Annotated in this window: 18 protein-coding genes; 13 read left to right on the forward strand and 5 right to left on the reverse strand. The window is 64.4% G+C overall.

What is annotated here, in order from left to right:
• Position 1: 1 nt before the first annotated feature.
• Together KHP60_RS08965 and KHP60_RS08970 are read right to left on the reverse strand one after the other, a co-directional pair.
• Positions 2-463, reverse strand: a complete 462-nt coding sequence (locus KHP60_RS08965; protein WP_213563553.1) for a DUF1036 domain-containing protein — start codon at positions 461-463, stop codon at positions 2-4.
• A gap of 200 nt (positions 464-663) precedes the next feature.
• Positions 664-1602 (reverse strand): DMT family transporter, encoded by a 939-nt coding sequence (locus KHP60_RS08970; RefSeq protein WP_213563554.1) that lies wholly within the window; start codon positions 1600-1602, stop codon positions 664-666.
• A 111-nt stretch (positions 1603-1713) separates the two neighbouring features.
• Here KHP60_RS08970 and KHP60_RS08975 point away from each other — a divergent pair, with 111 nt between their 5' ends.
• From KHP60_RS08975 to KHP60_RS08985, 3 genes are all read left to right on the forward strand, one after another.
• On the forward strand, positions 1714-2553 hold the full coding sequence (locus KHP60_RS08975) for an N-formylglutamate amidohydrolase (protein WP_213563555.1): 840 nt from the start codon (positions 1714-1716) through the stop codon (positions 2551-2553).
• Between the two features lie 4 nt (positions 2554-2557).
• Positions 2558-2863 (forward strand): DUF1244 domain-containing protein, encoded by a 306-nt coding sequence (locus KHP60_RS08980; protein ID WP_213563556.1) that lies wholly within the window; start codon positions 2558-2560, stop codon positions 2861-2863.
• A gap of 61 nt (positions 2864-2924) precedes the next feature.
• Positions 2925-3182 (forward strand): DUF2312 domain-containing protein, encoded by a 258-nt coding sequence (locus KHP60_RS08985; RefSeq protein ID WP_152712898.1) that lies wholly within the window; start codon positions 2925-2927, stop codon positions 3180-3182.
• Between the two features lie 212 nt (positions 3183-3394).
• Here the strand turns inward: KHP60_RS08985 and KHP60_RS08990 are convergent, their stop codons facing one another.
• Positions 3395-3835: a thioesterase family protein gene (locus KHP60_RS08990; protein ID WP_213563557.1), complete on the reverse strand. Its 441-nt coding sequence runs from the start codon at positions 3833-3835 to the stop codon at positions 3395-3397.
• Positions 3836-3995: 160 nt separating this feature from the next.
• Here KHP60_RS08990 and KHP60_RS08995 point away from each other — a divergent pair, with 160 nt between their 5' ends.
• Positions 3996-4856, forward strand: a complete 861-nt coding sequence (locus KHP60_RS08995; protein ID WP_213563558.1) for a DUF1989 domain-containing protein — start codon at positions 3996-3998, stop codon at positions 4854-4856.
• Between the two features lie 59 nt (positions 4857-4915).
• Here KHP60_RS08995 and KHP60_RS09000 read toward each other — a convergent pair whose 3' ends face one another.
• Together KHP60_RS09000 and KHP60_RS09005 are read right to left on the reverse strand one after the other, a co-directional pair.
• Positions 4916-6562 carry a DUF882 domain-containing protein gene (locus KHP60_RS09000; protein WP_311924731.1) on the reverse strand — a complete coding sequence of 549 codons (1647 nt, stop codon included), beginning with the start codon at positions 6560-6562 and terminating at the stop codon, positions 4916-4918.
• Between the two features lie 134 nt (positions 6563-6696).
• Complete coding sequence (locus KHP60_RS09005) at positions 6697-8463, reverse strand: murein L,D-transpeptidase (RefSeq protein WP_213563559.1); 1767 nt, start codon at positions 8461-8463, stop codon at positions 6697-6699.
• A 406-nt stretch (positions 8464-8869) separates the two neighbouring features.
• Between KHP60_RS09005 and KHP60_RS09010 the strand changes: the two genes are divergently transcribed.
• The 9 genes from KHP60_RS09010 to KHP60_RS09050 all read left to right on the forward strand — a co-directional run bounded on the left by KHP60_RS09010 (position 8870) and on the right by KHP60_RS09050 (position 19774).
• Positions 8870-10720, forward strand: coding sequence for a M3 family oligoendopeptidase (locus KHP60_RS09010; protein WP_213563560.1), 1851 nt, complete (start codon positions 8870-8872; stop codon positions 10718-10720).
• A 107-nt stretch (positions 10721-10827) separates the two neighbouring features.
• Entirely contained in the window at positions 10828-12774 is a 1947-nt protein-coding gene (locus KHP60_RS25460) for a PQQ-dependent sugar dehydrogenase (protein ID WP_213563561.1), read from the forward strand.
• A gap of 136 nt (positions 12775-12910) precedes the next feature.
• Positions 12911-13360 (forward strand): DUF4440 domain-containing protein, encoded by a 450-nt coding sequence (locus KHP60_RS09020; RefSeq protein WP_213563562.1) that lies wholly within the window; start codon positions 12911-12913, stop codon positions 13358-13360.
• A 147-nt stretch (positions 13361-13507) separates the two neighbouring features.
• Complete coding sequence (locus KHP60_RS09025; RefSeq protein WP_213563563.1) at positions 13508-14875, forward strand: AarF/ABC1/UbiB kinase family protein; 1368 nt, start codon at positions 13508-13510, stop codon at positions 14873-14875.
• Positions 14876-15062: 187 nt separating this feature from the next.
• Positions 15063-16280 (forward strand): glycosyltransferase, encoded by a 1218-nt coding sequence (locus KHP60_RS09030; RefSeq protein ID WP_213563564.1) that lies wholly within the window; start codon positions 15063-15065, stop codon positions 16278-16280.
• 113 nt (positions 16281-16393) lie between these two features.
• On the forward strand, positions 16394-16687 hold the full coding sequence (locus tag KHP60_RS09035; protein ID WP_213563565.1) for an aa3-type cytochrome c oxidase subunit IV: 294 nt from the start codon (positions 16394-16396) through the stop codon (positions 16685-16687).
• A gap of 78 nt (positions 16688-16765) precedes the next feature.
• Positions 16766-17902, forward strand: a complete 1137-nt coding sequence (locus KHP60_RS09040; RefSeq protein WP_213563566.1) for a Re/Si-specific NAD(P)(+) transhydrogenase subunit alpha — start codon at positions 16766-16768, stop codon at positions 17900-17902.
• Between the two features lie 20 nt (positions 17903-17922).
• Positions 17923-18372, forward strand: a complete 450-nt coding sequence (locus tag KHP60_RS09045; protein ID WP_213563567.1) for a proton-translocating transhydrogenase family protein — start codon at positions 17923-17925, stop codon at positions 18370-18372.
• A 4-nt stretch (positions 18373-18376) separates the two neighbouring features.
• Positions 18377-19774 (forward strand): NAD(P)(+) transhydrogenase (Re/Si-specific) subunit beta, encoded by a 1398-nt coding sequence (locus KHP60_RS09050; protein ID WP_213563568.1) that lies wholly within the window; start codon positions 18377-18379, stop codon positions 19772-19774.
• Positions 19775-19785: the final 11 nt, after the last annotated feature.

The raw sequence follows: 19785 nt of genomic DNA on the forward strand, positions 1-19785 counted from the left end.
GTCATGGCCCCCCTGGCCGGTTCGTTTCGGTGAGCTGGATCGTCCAGCTCTTCTGTTCACCTGTATCGACTTCGAAGAAGCCGCTGCGATCAAAGCCTCTGGCGAGGCAGTCTTCCGTTCCGCGAATCGTGAATTCGCGCTCCCGGGTGCACATGAAGGAGCGTCCGCTCCATTCGCCGCCCCGGTCGTAATCGATGCCATAAATATAATAGAAGCGTCCGCCGAGCTGACCTTTCAGCAGGGTCTCGCAGGCGCGGGCGTTAAGATTCCACCAGCCCTCCGTCACCCAGCCCTGTGCGTCCCGGTAGCCCAACGCGATGCCGACCCGGCTTGACGTCATGTTGCACAGACGCAGGTCCGCCTTCGCGGGGGATGCGGCCAGAAGGCACCCACTGACGAGGAACGATGCAAGTGCAAGGCTTCGCCGCCAGCGAGGAGACGAGGAGAGGAGAACGGCCTTCATGGATGCGGTATGATCGAATCGAAAGGAATGAAATCGCACAATGCTGTGAGAACTATGTCGAATCGTTGTCGGCCAGAAGTCGAGCCGGAGCAAGACTTTACAGCAGGGATGCTGCAGATTTTGCAGGCCGCATGGCCTTTCCGACACGGTCGGGGAGCCTTTGGCCGATCTTTACTCTCCGTATGAAGAGGATCCGGGACTTACTCGCCCAGCGCGTCGACCTTGGGCCGCGCGGTCCAGATGCCGAACAGGATCAAGGCGCCGCCCAGGCTCTGGACCAGCGTCAGCTCCTCGCCGAGGATTGCCCAGCCGAACAAGGCCGCTGCAATCGCTTCCAGGAAAATCACCAGCGATGAAAAGACCGCTGGCAATCGCCCGAGCGCGATGGCGAGAAGTCCCTGACCGCCCGCGTGGCTGACATAGGACATGGCGAGAAGGGCCGCGATGCCTTGCGCCGTCTGCGGGATCACCCGCGTGTCGAAAAGAAGCGCGATGACCAGAAGAATGGCGGAGGTGATCAGCCCTGCCTCGAACGTGACCCGCGCGGCGCCTGCCGTCTTGCGCGCCCGGCTTGCGGCCAGGAAATAAAGGCCGAAGAAGAATGCCGTGGCGACACCGTAGAGATCCCCCTCGATCCGGGCAGGATCAGCCTGCAGGCTCTGGCCGATCAGCGCCGCGCCGCCGAGAAGACACAGGGCAAGGCCCATGAAGGTGCCCCGCGACACCCTCTGCCTCAGCACGAGCCAGACGATCAGCACGACGAAGAGTGGAGCCATGGTGGCGAAGAAGGTGGCGTTCGCCACCGTGGTCCTGAGGATCGCCAGATGCCAGAAGAAGAGATCACCCGCAAAGACGATGCCGCCGAAGATGCTTGCCTTGGAGAATCGCACCTTCGGCGCATCGGCAGGGGCGCGTTTCTCCTCGATTCGCATCCAGGCGTAGAGCAGGGGCAGGCAGAGCGAGACGCGCCAGAAGGCACTGGCGAAGGGGCCCACATCGGCCGGCGCCCCACCCATGTCGGCGGAGGCGAAGCGCACGAAAATCGGGGAAACTCCCATGGCGACGGCGCCGAGGCAGAGCGCGGCAAAAGCGGAGGCGAAGCCCGGCTCGAGCCGGGCCGTTGTGGATGGGGCGGCCATGAACGTCGTGAAAGTATGTTGCGCGGAAGGTCGCGTTGTCAGGGTTGGAGGGGCAGGGTAAGGCTTTTCGTCCGCCGTTCAATCCACCCTTCCTGAAATTCATTCCTCGCCATGTCAGCTTCCGCCGCGCTCAAGCTCGACGATCCCTGCCCAGAGCCTCACCCGGTCGAGATTCTTCCCGGCTCCGTCGAATCGGGGATCCTGATTCTGTGCGACCACGCCTCCAACGCCGTGCCGTCTGACTTAAGCGATCTGGGTCTGCCGGAATCCGAGTTCGGGCGCCATATCGCTTACGACATCGGGGCCGCGGCCGTGACCCGCTCCCTGGCTCGCCGCCTGGGCGCTCCGGCGATCCTGACCCGGTTCTCCCGGCTCATCATCGACCCGAATCGAGGCCGCGACGATCCGACGTTGGTCATGCGCCTGTCCGACGGCGCTGTGGTACCGGGCAACGCCGAAGTGGACGACGCCGAGGTGCAAAGGCGCATCGCCCGGTTCTACGATCCGTACGACGATGCGATTGCGGATGCGATCCACAAGGCCATGGCGGCGGGTCACCCGCCCGTCGTCGTAACGGTCCACAGCTTCACGCCGGTCTGGCGCGGCAGGCCTCGGCCCTGGCACGTGGGAATCCTCTGGGATGCGGACGATCGCTTCGCCAGGCCCCTCCTGGAAGGGCTGGAGGCCGAGGGCGGACTCGTCGTCGGCGACAACGAGCCCTATGATGGGGCTCTTGCGGGCGATACTGTCGACCGTCACGCCACCATCCGGGGCCTCGCCAATGCGCTTATCGAGATCCGCCAGGATCTGACCGCCGCGGAGGAGGGGGCCGAGGAATGGGCCGACCGCTTCGCGCGGCTGATCAAGCCGCTCGCCGGCCGGCAGGAGCTTCGGGAGCCCAAGATTTTCGGCACCCGCACGCGCGACCGCCTGCGCCAGCATGGAGGGTAGGCTCATGAAGGACATCGACGGGAGAACTCAGGTAGAGCTGGAGGCCGCCGCCTTCCGCAGGCTTGTCGAGCATCTGCGGGAACGGACCGACGTTCAGAACATCGACCTCATGAATCTGGCGGGGTTCTGCCGGAATTGCCTGTCGAACTGGCTGAAAGAGGCCGCCGACGAGCGGGGCATCGCGCTCTCCAAGGATGAGAGCCGGACCCACGTCTACGGCATGCCCTACGAGGAATGGAAGGACCGCCACCAGCGCGAGGCCGCCCCATCCCAGCTCGCCGATTTTGAGAAATCGAAGCCGGGGCATTAAAACGGCTTCAACCAAATAGCCATAACACTGGCGCCAACACCACACGTAAGGGGCTTTCCTCATGGATGACGCAGCTTTCAACACCGAATCCGTCGCAGCCGACCAGCTGAAGGCTTTCATCGAGCGCATCGAGCGTCTCGAGGAGGAAAAGGCCGGCATCGCGGGCGACATCAAGGACGTCTATGCCGAGGCCAAGGGCAACGGCTTCGACACCAAGGTCCTGCGCAAGATCATTTCCCTGCGCAAGCGCGACTACGCCGAGCGCCAGGAGGAGGACGCGATCCTCGAGCTCTACATGCAGGCGCTCGGAATGGTCTGAACCGTTCCTGCCGTTCAAGCCTTCCAAAGGCCTCGCAGATCGCCCTGCGAGGCCTTTCTTGTTTCGGATAGGTTTAACCTGACCGCTTCCGTCATCACCGGCCTTGTGCCGGTGATCTCGATGGTTTGAGGCGCCACGCTTCTCCGTATTGGGATGGCCGGGACGGGCCCGGCCATGACGGCAAGGAAACGGCCTGCTCTACGAGCGCTTGACTAGGATTCATCCTTCAACATCAACTCTTGCAGAATATCGCGGGTCTGCAGCGGTAGAGGCGTCGAGCCGCGCGTTTCCTTGTCCACCATGACGATGGTGGCCTCCGTGGCTGCCGCAAGATGACTTTGGCTGAACAGGTCCTGCCCCAGGGTGAACGAACTGCGCCCCACCTTCAGAACGCCTGTGCCGATGTCGACCGTGCCCGGCCAGAAGAGCTCAGCCCGGAAGTCGATCAGCAATCTGGCGATGACGAAGCTCCGGCCCTCAGGTGCGAGCGGCCGTGCCGGATCGTACATGAAGGCTACCCGCCCTACCTCCGAGAAGGTCGCGAAGACCGCGTTGTTCACGTGCCCCTGCCGGTCGAGATCGGAATAGCGGATATCGGCGGAGGTCCGGCTCGGAAAGTCTTCCAGGGCGCGGCGGGTATCCAGGTCTGTCATGCGGCCGTCCTTGCGATGGTGCCATACCATACGGGATAGCGGCCGGCTCAAGCAAAAAGCGCTCTCTCCCCGATCCGACTATCTGCCATGCATGCTTCCCGCTCGCTTGCGACGATCCGGTTTCCTATAAGGAACTGACCAAGAAGAGCTGGAGAGATGCATGAAGCTGACCCGGGACCAAGTGTCCGAACCTGTCGACGCACACGCGCGTCGCAAGATCGCTCCCGTCATCTGCTACCCCGTGGAGACCCTGCCGCGACCCGATCTCGCTGCGTACCGGGCCGCTCGCGAGGGCTGGCAGAAGGTCGATGAGGTGATCGTCCCGCCCCGCGACGCGCGCTCCTTCAACGTGCCCGCGGGCTGCTTCTTCCGGATCGTCAGCATTGAGGGACCGCAGGTGGGAGACCTCAATCTCTGGTCGGCGGACGATCTCGGCGAGCGCTTCTTCTCCGGCAAGACCAGGGCTCTCAACGGCACGCATCTGTCGACCGGGGACCAGCTCTGGTCGTCCCTGCCGTATCTGCGGCCGATGGCGACGATCACCCACGACACCCTCGACTGGTACGGCTTCGACGAGTACGGCGGCTCCGTGCACGACGTGATCGGCACGCGCTGCGATCCCTACACGCACCGGCTGCTCTCGGGCCAGGACTATCACTATTGCTGCCACTCCAACCTGACTCGCGCCCTGGCCCATGGTCTGGACCGTCCCAAGGAGGAGGTCGAGCCGGCGGTGCACGATGTGCTGAATGTCTTCATGTGCACCGGGTTCACCCGTGACACGGGGCAGTACTTCATGAAGGCGAGCCCCGTCCGGCCGGGCGATTATCTCGAATTCTTCGCTGAGATCGACCTGTTGGGCGCGCTCTCCGCCTGCCCGGGCGGCGATTGCAGCACGGAGCATTCCAGCGATGTGGCTGTCTGCCATCCGCTGCTGGTGGAGGTCTACCGGCCGAAGGCGCCGCCGCAAGGATGGACCTCGCCGGGGCGCAATCCCTATGGCCGGCAGCACGGCGAGTGAGTGATCCTGCCTTCCAGGCAACGATCTGATCGAACAGGGCTCCGGGAGGAGCCCTGTTCTCAGCGCGCGACGGGAAGCGGTTTGACCGCCGGTCCTGTGAATCGGTTCGTGGCCAGATCGCCCACGGGCTTGCTCGAGAAGCCCATATGCAGGCTGGGTTCCGCCGACATCAGAGCGGTCAGCGCCGTCGCCGGCGGCTTCTTTGCGGCCGGCTGGGCCTTGGCTTCGGGAGCCGCCGCGGGCTTTGCCTTCGTGACTTCCTTAGGCGTCGAGCCGGTGACCGGAATGTCGACTGGGCTTGCGGCGGCGACCACGATGGTACGCAGGTCCGGACGCGGCGGTGGCAACGGGTGCTGGACCGCGGCCATTTCGGTGGAACCGCGCAATTCCGGAATGCCGGGGATCGGGTTCGTCGCCGCAAGCGAGCCCGGGCGGGCCGGTGGAAGCGGGGCATAGGCCACGGCAACGGTGCCTGCGACAGTGTCTGCGCCCGCATCATCCGCATCGGGGCGACGGGGCGGCATCGGCGCGAAGGACATGCCCTTGGCGATGGACATCTGGGCTTCCGGTCCCTGCTGCCACGCGAGCGCCGGGCCCGATGCGGTCTGGACGGTGCCGGGCGCTCCGTTGATCCGGGTCGGCGGCAGCGGCGCGGAGGCTGGCGGGGTCAGATCCTCACGCAGGGCCGGCGCCATGGCGGCGACGACCGCAGGAGCGGGCGGTTCGGCCCGCGGCTGGATCGCGACCGGGGCCCGACGCGTCGGCTCCGGGGTCTGGCCCGGCTGCAGCGCCGCATAGACCGATGAACTGCTGTCGCTGGCGTAATAGTTCTGCGTCGGCTGCGATTGGCGGGAGGCGATGAGCGCCCGGCCCGGCCGCGACGCGACGCGGATCTCCTCCGCATCCTCCTCTTCGTCGTCTCCGCCGAGGCCGAACAGGGTGGCCCAGAAGCTCTTGCGGCGCGGCTGGCTGGCGACGGCCTCCCCTGCATCCGCGTAGGCCGTGTAGCCGGCCACCGTGCCGCCCTTGGCCAGCACCTCGGCACGGGCCTCGTCATAGCCCGGCAGGGGTCTGCCGTCGGAGGGGATGTGGACGGTCTTGCCGTCGGGAAAGATGCTCGCGAGCTGGGCGCGGGTCATGCGTGGCCAGGCACGCACGCTGCCCACATCGAGATGGACGAAGGGCGTATAGGCATTGGGATAATAACCGACGCCGCCGTTTTGAAGCCGCATGCCGATGGCGCGCAGGCGCACAGTCGACACATCCGGCAGGTAGAAGTCCATGGCCTTGCCCTGCATGTGCTGGCTGTTCTTGGCCACCGCGCTGGAGCGCCGACGGAGCATCGAATTGGTGTTTGGAGAGCGGTAGCCCGAGTTCACATGCACCGGCGCGCTCGATCCAGCCTCGCGATAGACTTCCCACACCGTATCGAACAGGCGCGGGTCCATGCGGGTCGGCTCATCGCGCCGCCAGTCGCGCAGGAACCAGTTGAGCTGCTGCAGGGCGCCCGAATCGTACTGGCCGTTGCGCCGGAACGTGACGGTGAGGCTTTCCTTAGTGTTGTTGTTGTAAAGGCTGAGCGTGCGGGTATCGCCATTGGCCACCGCATCCTGCGTGCCGCGCACCCCGCCCACGATGACGGCCAGAAAGGCCGCAAGACCGATGCCGGCGCGACGCGCCAGGCGGTCCGTACGCAATACTCTCACTGTGATACTCGTCTTTACCGGTCCGCATCCGTGGATGCAGCGATCCTTATGGTGAAAGGATCTTTGCCGAGGACGGTTACCTTCCCGTTAAGTGAGCGAAAGAAACTCGCCGAAAAACGGATGGGAAGAGGGAGCTATTCGGACAGGTTCAAGGCGGCGCGGACCTTGCGGTCAAGTCCGTAGAGATCCTCGAAACGCCTCACCTCGCCCTTTTCGTCGACTGCGAGCGTGAAGTAGGTCAGATGCACGGGCAGGGGATTGGTCAGGTGCACGTAGCGCTCGCCCTTGCCGATGAGCCCGCGCAGCCTCTGCTCGGTCCATTTGCCGTCCTTGCCCATGATCTCTTCTGCGAGCTCGAAGGGCTTGTCGACGCGCACGCAGCCATGGCTGAACGCGCGCTTGCCGGCTGAGAACAGATTGCGGTTCGGCGTGTCGTGCAGATAGACCGCATGCTGGTTGGGGAACATGAACTTCACGAAGCCCAGCGCGTTGCGCTCCCCCGGCGGCTGCTGGACCGTGATCCGGTCGCCCCTGCGGATGATCTTGTAACCCTTGCGTGCAGCGTAATAGGGATCGTTGGCAAGTCCCGGCAGGATCTCCTTCTTCATGATCGACGGCGGGATCGTCCAGGACGGATTGACTACGAGATACTTCATGTTCTCGGAGAAGATCGGCGTCTGCGACTGTTCCTTGCCCACGATCACGCGGGTCTGGTGAACTACGTTGTGCCCTTCGACCACCTGCAGGCGGAATTCGGGCACGTTCACCATGATGTGCCGCTGCCCCAGATCGGCCGGCAGCCAGCGCCAGCGCTCCATGTTGGCGATCAGGTCGGATTGCCGTTGCGCCACCGAGGGGCCCGAGAGGGCCGCCACCGTCTGGGCGTTCAGAACGCCCGTGTTCGGCAGGCCCTTTTCCTTCTGGAAGGCGGCCACCGCGGAGGCCACGCGCTCGTCATAGACGGTCTGATTGTCCGTACCCTTGGCAAGATTGAATCTCGCGCGGATCAGGGGTACGCGCGGATCCTTCATGCCTACGCGCAGGATCGGGCCCCGGGGCAGGCGCACGCTCGGCTGCGAGGGATGGTTCTCGCGCAGTTTCGCCAGCCGCTCCTTCAACGCCTTGTAGCCAGGATGGGGCGGGTTGTAGGCCTCGAGCACTCCGCCCGCATCCCCGGCGGAGGAGACCTTGCGCAACACCTCGTCGATCGCCGGAAGGGCGAGCTTCGGGGTCACCAGGGGCGAAAGGCGGGCAAGATCGATGCGCCCCCCGCGGGCATCACGGGCATAGCGGATCACGGACAGGGAGAGTTTCACATCGGCCCGGGCCCATTGGGCCGGAGGCGCATCCTTGCGCAACCCTCTGTCGGGCAGGGAATAATCGGCGGGATCGAGGCCGTCTTCGTCAGCGGCCTTCAGGCGCTCCATCGCCCCTTGTGCAGCGGGCGACCAGGCACCGTCCTGCGTCCAGACCAGAGGACGCTCGGCCTGCGCGTAGAAAGCCGACAGGGCTTCCCGATCCTTGCCGCTCACGCGCAGTTCCCGCATGGCGGCATCGTCCGCGAACAAGCCCTCCACGGCCATGCGGAAAAGGTCCGCCTGCATCAGGGCCGTCACGGGGGCCGCATCGGGCAGGGGAATGTCGATGGCCGGAGCGGGCTTCAGATCGGCTGATTCGATGGTGACCGGTGCCGGCTCAGGGATCGGGATGGCCTGGGAGGCCTCGTCCTTCTGCGCGGGGGACTGCCGAACGGCGACATCGTGGAAGGAGGGTTCTGCAGGAACGGACTGAGCGATGTCGGGCTGGGAGCTTCCCGTATCTTCCGCCAGGGCGGAAAGGGGGAGGAGGGAAACAGATCCAATGAGACCTAGCCAAAGTGCCGTCTTGCGCAGGTCACGCATGATCTTGCTCCTCGTCGCAATGAGAGTGGAGGACGGAAGATTCCTCCATCAAATGAATTTCGTCAGTGTTCCCGCACACGTTCTGTTACGCTTAACGCACAAAACGTCATGCGGCTTCATCGTCTAGGCCAAGTTCCTTCAATTTTCTGTAAAGGGCCGCGCCAAAGCGCGCGTCCTGCCTTCCCACGAGCGTATCGTCCAGAGGATGACCGGAGACGGGTATGAAGATGCAAAAGGACCTCCGGGAATCGTTCGGGCGATGCTGGTCGAGAAGGGTAAACCGGTTCTTAACGAAGGGCGGGAGCGGAATCCACCCCTCGGCCGATATGGGTTGATCCGGAGAGCGCGGCGGCCAATATGTGTGCAGAACCATTCCTTTAGTCCGTTCCCAATCAGGCTGTCGTCCGTGACCTCTCAGAACGCTTCTCCCTTGTACCATCCGTCCTCTGCCGGCGCCGCGCAGGCCGAACTCGGGCCGCTGCCGGAATGGAACCTGTCCCATCTCTATCCCGGCATGGACAGTGAGGAATTCAAGCGGGATCTCGCGAAGGCCGAAACCGAGTGCAAGGCGTTCGCGGAAGCCTTCCGCGGCAAGCTCGATGAGATGGCCAGGGGCGAGAAGGCGTCCGAGCGACTGGACGAGGTGGTGAAGCGATACGAGGCGCTCGAAGACCTTCTCGGCCGCCTCATGTCCTATGCGGGCCTCGTCTATTCCGGCGACACCACCGACCCGGTCCGCGCGAAGTTCTATGGCGACACCCAGGAGCGCCTGACCGCGGCCTCGACCGAACTGCTCTTCTTCGGGCTCGAACTCAACCGGATCGATGATGCCGTGCTCGACAAGGCCATGAGCGAGGGGCCGCTCGCTCATTACAGGCCCTGGATCGAGGATCTGCGCAAGGACAAGCCCTATCAGCTCGAGGATAAGATCGAGCAGCTTTTCCACGAAAAGTCGGTCACCGGACGCTCTGCCTGGAACCGCCTTTTCGACGAGACCATCGCGTCCCTGCGCTTTACGGTGCGCGGCGAGGATCTGCCCATCGAACCGACCCTGAACAAGCTGCAGGACCCGGACGAGAGCGTGCGCAAGGACGCCTCCGACGCCCTGGCAAAGACCTTCAAGGCCAATCTTCGTACCTTCACCCTCATCACGAACACGCTCGCCAAGGACAAGGAAATCTCCGACCGCTGGCGCGGCTTCAAGGACGTGGCCGATTCCCGCCATCTGGCGAACCGGGTCGAGCGCGAGGTCGTCGAGGCGATGGTCTCCGCCGTGCGCGAGGCCTATCCACGCCTGTCGCATCGCTATTACGCCCTGAAAGCCAAGTGGTTCAGCAAGGACAAGCTCGACCATTGGGACCGCAACGCACCCCTGCCGAAGGTCGAGCAGCGCACCATCTCCTGGAGCGAGGCGAAGGACACGGTTCTCTCGGCCTATTCAGCCTTCTCGCCGCGCATGGCCGACATCGCGCAGCGCTTCTTCGACGAGAACTGGATCGATGCGCCGACCCGCCCCGGCAAGGCGCCGGGGGCCTTCGCCCACCCGACGGTGCCCTCGGCCCACCCCTATGTGCTCCTGAACTACCAGGGCAAGCCGCGGGACGTGATGACGCTGGCTCACGAGTTGGGACATGGCGTGCATCAGGTCATGGCCGGACCCAACGGGGCTCTCATGGCGCCCACGCCCCTGACGCTGGCCGAGACGGCATCCGTCTTCGGCGAGATGCTCACGTTCCGCCGCCTCCTCGACCAGACCACCGATCCGGTGCAGCGCAAGGCGATGCTGGCGGCGAAAGTCGAGGATATGATCAACACGGTGGTTCGCCAGATCGCGTTCTATTCCTTCGAGCGCAAGGTGCATCTGGAGCGCCGCAACGGCGAACTCACGGCAGACAAATTGTGCGAACTCTGGATGTCGGTTCAGGACGAGAGCCTCGGACCGGCGATCCGCCTGGGTCCCGGCTACGAGAGCTTCTGGACCTACGTCCCGCACTTCATCCACTCGCCGTTCTATGTCTACGCCTATGCCTTCGGCGATTGCCTCGTGAACTCGCTCTACGGCGTCTATGAACGTTCCAACGAAGGCTTCGTAGACCGCTATTTCGCACTCCTCTCGGCGGGTGGCACCAAGCATTACTCGGAGCTCCTCGCCCCCTTCGGCCTCGATGCCGGGGATCCGTCCTTCTGGCAGATCGGCCTGTCGATGATAGAACGGCTGATCGGCGAGCTCGAGGCGATGGAGACGGAAACGGCGTGATTGCTCTGCCCTGGGCGGCGGAATGACTTGTCGCTCAGGGCAGCCTAATCTTGTAAATCAAAGAGTTACAGAACGATCGCTATGGGGGCAGGACCGGGAGGTCGACCATGGCAGTTCGTATCGGAAGTCAGGCTGCAGACCGGCTGAGCGGCACCGGTGCGGCGGATGTGATCTACGGCTACGATCCCAACGCCAGAACCCCGCCCACCATGGCGGCCAGCATGATCGTGTCCGGCCTGGAAAATCCCCTGTACCTGACGTCGGCGCCGGGCGATCCAAGGCACCTCTTCATCCTCGAGAAACGCGGGCTGGTGAAGGTCTATGACACCGCGACGAACCAGACCCTCGGCACCTCTTTTCTCAACGTGTCCACCCAAGTCGCGACCGATGGGGAGCAGGGCCTTCTCGGCCTTGCCTTCGCGCCCGATTTTGCCACGAGCCGGACGTTTTACGTTTATCTCAGCACGACGGCCGGCGATGTGGAGATCCGCGAATACAGGACGCTGGCGTCCAACCCCCTCGTTGCCGACGCCGGCAGCATGCGTCTGATCGACCGGATCGACTACCCGTCGTCCACCAACCATCGCGGCGGGTGGATCGGCTTCGGCCCTGACGGCTATCTCTATGTGGCGACCGGCGACGGCGCCGACGGAGCCAATTCGCAAAACCTCGGCAATCAACTGGGCAAGATCCTGCGGCTCGACGTGATGTCCGATGCCTTCCCGACGGATGCTGCCAGGAACTACGCCTTGCCCACCGACAATCCGGCTTCCATCGATGGGCTCGCGGGCAGTGCGGTGGGAACGGGAATCTATGCGGCCGGACTGCGCAACCCCTGGCGCGTGAGCTTCGACCGCCTGACCGGCGAGATGTATATCGGCGACGTCGGCCAGAGCACCTACGAAGAGATCAATCTCGGAAGGGCCGGAGCCAATTACGGCTGGAGCGTCACCGAGGGGCCGTTCAATCCCGGATCGTTCCCGAATTATGCGAACCCGATCCATTTTTATGATCGCAGTCTCGGTCAGGCGGTCACTGGAGGCTATGTCTATCGCGGCCCCGAGCAGGATTTTCAGGGAACGTATTTCTTCTCCGATTTCGCCAGCAGCGGGATCTGGTCCCTGCAACGGGCCTCCGGTTCGTGGTCGTTCCAGGATCGGACGGGACAGGTCGCAGTGGGAGGCGGCCCAATCGGTTCCGTTTCATCCATGGGGGAGGACGGATCCGGCAACCTCTACATCGTCGATTACGGCGGCAAGATCTTCCGTCTCGACCTGAGATCCGGGAGCGGTTCCGATCCCGGGGCCGACGCTGCGGATGTTCTCAGGGGCGGCGGCGGTCATGACCGGATCTATGGCGGCGGCGGGAACGACTCGCTCTATGGCGGCAGCGGCAATGATTATCTCCGAGGCGGACCGGGCGCCGATCTCCTGTCGGGCAGCAGCGGATTCGATTACGCCGATTACCGCGATTCTCCAGGGCGCGTGGCCATCGACCTCCTGAAAAGGACACAGGCTGGCAGCGATGCCTCCGGCGACCGTCTTTCCAGTATCCAGGGCGTATGGGGCAGTGCGTTCAACGATGTTCTGAAAGGCTCCACGGGTGACAACGTGCTTCGCGGCGGAGCCGGCAGCGACCGCCTCTCCGGCCATGCGGGCGATGACAGGCTCTACGGCGATGCCGGTCGGGATACCATCTTCGGAAGCTCCGGGAAGGACTGGCTGTCCGGAGGATCGGAGGCCGACGTGTTCCGCTGGCAATCCATCGGCGCTGTCGATCCCGCCTTGAGCCGCGCGGACATCGTGCGCGATTTCAGTCGCGGCGCCCGGGATCATCTGGATCTGGCGGGGATCGACGCCAACGCTCTGCGCGGCGGAAACCAGGCCTTCGCTTTCATCGGCAAAGGGGAGTTCACGACGGCAGGACAGGTCCGGTATGAGGTCGCGGGCTCCGAGGCGCGGGTCTTCCTGAATACGGATGCCGACCAGGATGCGGAAGGCATCATTCGTCTTGCCGGTATCCGCAGCCTGAAATCCGGCGATTTCGTGCTGTAATCCAGCCGTTATGGAAAGGGCGATCAGGTCGCCGGCCCAGGCTTGGGCCCAGGCCATGAGAGCGGCTCCCGCGAGTGGAACAAGGCCGGCGACATGAGACTGTCAGCGGGCGCCGCGGGGATCATTGGGTGAGGTCATGGCACACGAAAGCATCACGGACGAGGAGCTTGCCGAACTCATCCAGCGCACAGAGGAAGCCACGTCGGCGTTTATGCGCGGGGACATGCATCGTTACCTCGCATTGACGCCCCACGCTCGCGGCTTCGTGCTGATGAATCCTTTCGGCGGAGAGCCCACCCGCTATGACGACCGGAGCGAGAGCCTGCTCAAGGTCGCCGGCTACTTCAAGGCCGGCGAGGCACGGTTGGAAGTGGCCGAAACCTATGCATCGGGCGATCTCGTGGTTCTTGTGATGGTCGAGCGCCAGCATGGCGAGGTCGGCGGTCGGCCGGACCAAGAGTGGCCGCTGCGCGTCACCCAGGTCTACCGCCGTGAAGAAAATCAATGGAAGCTGGTGCATCGGCATGCCGATCCGCTCTCCCGCCCTATCAGCCTGGAGCAGGCGGCGGCCCTCGCCCGCGGCTGACCGAGGGTGCCCCCGTGATGGCGCATCCCCGCAGCCATTCGGGACGTGCATGGGCGCGATCTTGGTCGAATCGGCCCACATGGCCTAGCGGTTGGCACAGCAGACCATATCTTAAGCTCTCCGGTTCAGAGCAAGAGATCCCACATCATGGCCGATTCCGACCGCGAAGCGAACCGCTTCTCCGCGCGTGCCGCCCGTTATGCCCGCGTGGGCGCCAATATGGGCGGGGTCGCGGCCCGCATGGCCGGTTCGCGGCTGTTCGGGGGCGATGCCCGGGACGCTTCCAATGCGGCGGTGCTGGCACAGGCGCTCGGCGGGCTCAAGGGACCTATCATGAAGGTGGCGCAGCTTCTGGCCACCATCCCGGATCTCATCCCGCCGGAATATGCCGCCGAGCTGCAGAAGCTCCAGAGCGAGGCCCCTCCCATGGGGGCCGCGTTCGTGAAGCGTCGCATGCAGGCGGAGCTGGGGCCCCAATGGCAGGGCCGCTTCGGCTCCTTCGATCTCAACCCGGCGGCCGCCGCGTCCCTCGGCCAGGTCCATCGGGCGACCACGAAGGACGGCGAGAGGATCGCCTGCAAGCTGCAATATCCCGACATGCAATCCGCCGTGGAGGCGGATCTGAGCCAGCTCGAACTCGTCTTCGCCCTCCACCGCCGCATGGATCCCGCCATCGATACCCGCGAGATCGCCAAGGAGATCGGCGAGCGTGTGCGCGAGGAGCTCGATTACGAGCGTGAGGCCAAGCACGCAGGGCTCTATGCCCAGACTCTCGCGGACGTGGAGGAGGTCCGGGTCCCGCGGGTTCACCCTGAGCTCTCCACCCGGCGGCTTCTGTCGCTCGAATGGCTGGAGGGGGAGAAGATCCTGCAATTCACGGAAGCCCCGGTCGAGATCCGCAATCGGCTGGCGGTCGCCATGTTCAAGGCCTGGTGGCACCCCTTCAGTCATGCCGCCGTCATCCATGGCGATCCGCACCTCGGCAACTACACGGTGTTCTCAGAGGACGGCGAGGCGAGGGGCATCAACCTCCTCGATTACGGCTGCATCCGCATCTTCCACCCGCGCTTCGTCGGCGGCGTGGTCGATCTTTATCGCGGCCTCCAGACCGACGACCGGGCCCGGGTCGTCCATGCCTACGAAACCTGGGGCTTCAAGAATCTCTCGAACGAGCTGATCGACATCCTCAACATCTGGGCCCGCTTCATCTATGCCCCGCTCCTCGACGACCGGGTCCGGACCGTGGCCGACGGGGTGAAGCCCGGCGAGTACGGCCGCCGCCAGGCCTTCGAAGTCCACAAGGCCTTGAAGGAGAAGGGGCCCGTCACCGTCCCGCGCGAATTCGTGTTCATGGACCGGGCGGCCGTGGGCCTGGGCGCGGTCTTCCTGCACCTGAAGGCAGAACTGAACTACCACCAGCTGTTCGAAAACGAGATCGAGCGCTTCTCTCTGGAGAACCTGGAGCAGAAACAGAAAGAAGTCTTGGCTGCTTCCGGTTTACCAAATCCTGTGTAATGAGGTTGCATTTTCCGCCGTTCGGCCTTAGGGCATGACGATGCGTTAGCGCACCGTGCGGAAATGCGGATCCGGTTTTCGCTGACGCGGCCCTCCGGATCCGCTTCAAACGATGCGCTCAGAAAATGAGAAGCATCGGACCCGAAAGTGCCTTCCACTTTTGGGTCCGATGCTCGAGGGGCAGCCGATGAAGATCGCTTTCGTTCACCAGAACTTTCCCGGCCAATTCCTCCGACTGGCCAGGACCTTCGTCGCCGAGGGGCATGAGGTCGTGGGCCTCGGGATGGTCAAGCAATGCGCCATCCCGGGCGTGAAGTACTTTTCCTATGATGCGGTCCCCGGTCCGGAGGATGCGCCCTATCAGAACCGCTATTCCCCGGTCATGCCGCGCCTGCGACGCGCCTATGGCGTTGCCTACAAGGCGCGGGCCCTCGCCCAACAAGGTTTCGAGCCTGATGTGGTGGTCGTGAACACCGGCTGGGGCGAGAACCTGTTTCTGAAGGATATCTGGCCCAAGGCTCGCCACGTGGCCTATTTCGAGTATTACTATCACGCGAAGGGCCAGGACCTCGATTTCGACCCCGAGTTCCCGGTCACAAACGAGGAAGTGATCTGGCGTCTGCGCCTGAAGAACTCGATGCAGCTCGGCGCTCTCGACGCCGCCGACGCGGCTGTGGCGCCGACCCGCTACCAGCGGGACACCTTCCCGACCTATCTGCGCGATCGCCTCGCGATCATCCATGACGGCATCGACACCCATAAGCTCCTCCCCGACCCGCATGTCAGGCTCCAGCTCGGCGAGGGCGGGCCGCAGCTCACCCGGGAGAAGCCCGTCGTCACCTATGTGACCCGCAATATCGAGCCGATGCGCGGTGCTCACATCGTCTTCAAGAGCCTGCCCTACATGCTCGATATCGATCCCGAACTCCGGGTGGTGATCATCGGCGGCAAGGGCGCGAGCTATTCCGGCTCCGCGCCCGATGGCCAGTCCTGGTTCGACGTCTTCAAGTCCCGGATCGAGCGCCCGGTCGACTGGTCCCGAGTTCATTTCGTCGGAAACCTGCCTTACGACCAGTTCGTGAAGGTCCTGCAGGTCTCCTCGGCCCATGTCTACATGACCTATCCCTTCGTGCTGTCCTGGTCGTCCATCGAGGCCATGGCGCTCGAATGCCGGATCGTGGCCTCTGATACGGAGCCGGTGCGCGAGGTCATTCAGGACGGGGTGAACGGACGCCTCTTTCCCTTCTTCGACGAGAAGGCGCTTGCCGAGCGGGTGCGCGAGACCCTTACGGAGAAGGAGAGATCAGCCGCCATGGCTGCAGAGGCCCGCCGGATCGCGGTTGCAAAATATGATTACGAGACCGTCTGCCTGCCTCAGTGGCGCGAGTTTCTCGGGATCAAATGACCGGAAAAAGCATTCATAAAGTTTTCATTTGGAGCCATTCGAAAGATTGCAGCTCTTCATCGGTTGCGTTAAACGCAGCAGTTAACAAGTGACGCTGAACAGGGCTTAGAAACATGGCCGATACAAAACATGCGCCGCACGGGGGCTACAGTCCGGATATGGACAGCCGCGCTCATGAGGCGACCTATCAGGGATTTGTCCAGTTCGCCGAAATCGCGACCGCCGTCATCATCTGCCACGTGCTGGCGCTGGCCGTTGGCGGTATCAAGCATGCCTGGCTGACGGCGATTTTCGGTGTGATCCTCTCGCTCGTCGCGGGTGGCATCGGCGCGATGGCACCCTCCGTCGGGGTGCGGGCTCCGGCGGCCGTCGGCGTCCTCCTCCTGCTGGCGCTCGTTTTCTACTGAGCAGAGCGGACGGCCTTAGGACAGAAGTGAGATAAGAGCTTGATTTCAAGCCGTTGACCAGATCGCAGGGGGGCTAAAATGCGGATCGCCGTTCTCTCCGAAACCGATGGAGCGGAGACACGCGTTTCCGCCACCCCTGAGACCGTCAAGAAATACAAAGCCCTCGGCGCGGACGTGGTCGTGCAGGCCGGGGCGGGCGTCAAGGCGGGACTTCCCGATGCGGAGTTCGAGGCCGCAGGCGCTTCCATCGCCAAGACGGCCAAGGAGGCCCTGAAGGACGCCGATATCGTCCTCAAGGTGCGCCGCCCAGCCGAGGGCGAACTGAAGGGCGCCAAGCCCGGGGCCCTCGTCATCGCCATCATGGACCCTTATGGCCAGGAAGCGGCCCTCAAGGCCCTGGCCGATGCGCAGGTCTCTGCCTTCTCCATGGAGCTGATGCCCCGCATCACCCGTGCGCAGGTCATGGACGTGCTGTCCTCCCAGGCCAATCTCGCCGGCTACCGCGCCGTCATCGACGCCACCGCCGAATACGGCCGCGCGCTGCCGATGATGATGACCGCCGCCGGCACCGTGCCGGCCGCCCGCATCTTCATCATGGGCGCGGGCGTCGCCGGCCTCCAGGCCATCGCCACCGCCCGCCGCCTCGGCGCCGTGGTGACCGCCACCGACGTGCGCCCCGCCGCCAAGGAGCAGGTGGAGAGCCTGGGCGCCAAGTTCGTCGCCGTGGAGGACGAGGAGTTCAAGCAGGCGGAGACGGCCGGTGGCTACGCCAAGGAGATGTCGGCGGAGTACAGGGCCAAGCAGGCCGAGCTGGTGGCCTCCCACATCGCTAAGCAGGACATCGTCATCACCACGGCCCTCATCCCGGGCCGCCCGGCGCCGAAGCTCGTCACCCGCGCCATGGTCGAATCCATGAAGCCGGGCTCGGTCATCGTCGATCTGGCGGTGGAACGCGGCGGCAATTGCGAGCTGGCCCAACCCGGCCAGGTGGTGGATCACAACGGCGTGAAGATCGTAGGCCACCTCAACGTGCCCGGACGCCTCGCCGCCACGGCGTCCAGCCTCTACGCGAAGAACCTCTACGCCTTCGTCGAGACGCTGGTGGACAAGGAAACCAAGGCTCTGGCGGTGAAATGGGACGACGAACTGGTCAAGGCCACTTGCCTGACCCGCGACGGCGCCATCGTCCACACCGCCTTCCAGCCGACCGCTTAAACCGTCCAGGGGAGGACACCATGGCAACGCTTACGCCCGAACAGGCCGTCGAGCAGGCCCGAGCGGCGGCAGAGGCTGCCCGCCGCTCGGCCGAGGCGGCCCAGACCATTGCCGACCAGGTGGCGGATGCGGCAGGAGCCGCCGCCGCCGCCGTCACCCACGGAGCCGTCGACCCGACGGTGTTCCGTCTCGCCATCTTCGTGCTGGCGATCTTCGTCGGCTACTACGTGGTCTGGCAGGTGACCCCGGCACTGCATACGCCGCTCATGTCGGTCACCAACGCCATCTCCTCCGTGATCGTGGTCGGCGCGCTGCTGGCGGTGGGCGTCGACGTGGCTCCCGGTCTTGGCGACGGCCCGATCTGGGCCCGGGCGCTCGGCTTCATCGGCCTCGTCCTGGCCGCCATCAACATCTTCGGCGGCTTCCTGGTGACCCAGCGCATGCTCGCCATGTACCGCAAGAAGGGATGAGGCGATGTCGGCCAATCTAGCCTCGATCCTCTATCTCGTCTCGGGCGTCCTGTTCATCCTGGCCCTCCGGGGCCTGTCGCACCCCACCACGTCCCGACAGGGCAATCTCTACGGCATGGTGGGCATGGGGATCGCCATCCTCACCACCCTGTTCGTCTCCCCGCCCAGCGGCTTCGGCGGCTGGGCGCTGGTGATCTTAGGGTTGGCCATCGGCGGCGGCATCGGCGCGGTCATCGCCAAGCGGGTGCCGATGACCGCGATGCCGCAGCTCGTGGCTGCCTTCCACTCCCTGGTCGGGCTCGCGGCCGTGCTCGTGGCGGCAGGCGCCCTCTACGCACCGCAGGCCTTCGGCATCGGCTCGGTCGGCACCATACATGGCGGTTCGCTGTTCGAGATGGCGCTCGGCGTCGCCATCGGGGCCGTCACCTTCACCGGCTCCGTGATCGCGTTCCTGAAGCTTGACGGGCGGATGTCCGGCAAGCCGATCCTGCTGCCGAGCCGTCACCTGATCAATATCGGCCTTGGCCTCCTGCTGCTGCTTCTGCTCGTCACCTTCATCCGCACCGAGAGCTACGCGGCCTTCTGGCTCATCGTGCTGGTCTCCTTCGTGCTCGGCGTGACGCTCATCATCCCCATCGGCGGCGCCGACATGCCGGTGGTGGTGTCGATGCTCAACTCCTATTCCGGTTGGGCGGCGGCGGGCATCGGCTTCACGCTCGGCAATCTCGCGCTCATCATCACCGGCGCGCTGGTCGGCTCCTCGGGCGCGATCCTGTCCTATATCATGTGCAAGGGCATGAACCGCTCCTTCATCTCCGTGATCCTCGGCGGTTTCGGCGGCGAAACGGCGGCTGCCGCCGCCGGTGCGGTCGAGACCCGGCCCGTCAGGCAGGGCTCGGCGGACGATGCCGCCTTCATCATGAAGAACGCTTCCAAGGTCATCATCGTGCCGGGCTACGGCATGGCGGTCGCCCAGGCGCAGCACGCCCTGCGCGAGATGGCGGACGAGCTGAAGGCCGAAGGCGTGGAGGTCAAGTACGCCATCCATCCTGTGGCGGGCCGCATGCCCGGCCACATGAACGTGCTGCTGGCGGAAGCCAACGTGCCTTACGATGAAGTGTTCGAACTCGAGGATATCAACGGCGAGTTCCCGCAGGCCGACGTCGCCTTCGTCATCGGCGCCAACGACGTGACGAACCCGGCGGCGAAGACAGACCCGTCCTCGCCGATCTTCGGCATGCCGATCCTCGACGTTGAGCGTGCCAAGACGGTGCTGTTCATCAAGCGCGGCATGGGCTCGGGCTATGCGGGCGTCGAGAACGAGCTGTTCTTCCGCGACAACACCATGATGCTCTTCGGCGACGCCAAGAAGGTGGTCGACGAAATCTTGAAGAATCTCTGACGCTACCTGTC

Source organism: Microvirga sp. 3-52, from assembly GCF_018383585.1.
Taxonomy (GTDB): Bacteria; Pseudomonadota; Alphaproteobacteria; order Rhizobiales; family Beijerinckiaceae; genus Microvirga.

Excerpts from the sequence above, each read along its gene's own strand:
- KHP60_RS08985 (WP_152712898.1), top strand. The coding sequence starts at position 2,925 with ATGGATGACGCAGCTTTCAACACCGAATCCGTCGCAGCCGACCAGCTG.
- KHP60_RS09045 (WP_213563567.1), top strand. The coding sequence starts at position 17,923 with ATGGCAACGCTTACGCCCGAACAGGCCGTCGAGCAGGCCCGAGCGGCG.
- KHP60_RS09035 (WP_213563565.1), top strand. The coding sequence starts at position 16,394 with ATGGCCGATACAAAACATGCGCCGCACGGGGGCTACAGTCCGGATATG.
- KHP60_RS08975 (WP_213563555.1), top strand. The coding sequence starts at position 1,714 with ATGTCAGCTTCCGCCGCGCTCAAGCTCGACGATCCCTGCCCAGAGCCT.
- KHP60_RS09030 (WP_213563564.1), top strand. The coding sequence starts at position 15,063 with ATGAAGATCGCTTTCGTTCACCAGAACTTTCCCGGCCAATTCCTCCGA.
- KHP60_RS09025 (WP_213563563.1), top strand. The coding sequence starts at position 13,508 with ATGGCCGATTCCGACCGCGAAGCGAACCGCTTCTCCGCGCGTGCCGCC.
- KHP60_RS08965 (WP_213563553.1), bottom strand. The coding sequence starts at position 463 with ATGAAGGCCGTTCTCCTCTCCTCGTCTCCTCGCTGGCGGCGAAGCCTT.
- KHP60_RS09020 (WP_213563562.1), top strand. The coding sequence starts at position 12,911 with ATGGCACACGAAAGCATCACGGACGAGGAGCTTGCCGAACTCATCCAG.
- KHP60_RS09040 (WP_213563566.1), top strand. The coding sequence starts at position 16,766 with ATGCGGATCGCCGTTCTCTCCGAAACCGATGGAGCGGAGACACGCGTT.
- KHP60_RS08970 (WP_213563554.1), bottom strand. The coding sequence starts at position 1,602 with ATGGCCGCCCCATCCACAACGGCCCGGCTCGAGCCGGGCTTCGCCTCC.
- KHP60_RS09050 (WP_213563568.1), top strand. The coding sequence starts at position 18,377 with ATGTCGGCCAATCTAGCCTCGATCCTCTATCTCGTCTCGGGCGTCCTG.
- KHP60_RS25460 (WP_213563561.1), top strand. The coding sequence starts at position 10,828 with ATGGCAGTTCGTATCGGAAGTCAGGCTGCAGACCGGCTGAGCGGCACC.
- KHP60_RS08995 (WP_213563558.1), top strand. The coding sequence starts at position 3,996 with ATGAAGCTGACCCGGGACCAAGTGTCCGAACCTGTCGACGCACACGCG.
- KHP60_RS09005 (WP_213563559.1), bottom strand. The coding sequence starts at position 8,463 with ATGCGTGACCTGCGCAAGACGGCACTTTGGCTAGGTCTCATTGGATCT.
- KHP60_RS08990 (WP_213563557.1), bottom strand. The coding sequence starts at position 3,835 with ATGACAGACCTGGATACCCGCCGCGCCCTGGAAGACTTTCCGAGCCGG.
- KHP60_RS08980 (WP_213563556.1), top strand. The coding sequence starts at position 2,558 with ATGAAGGACATCGACGGGAGAACTCAGGTAGAGCTGGAGGCCGCCGCC.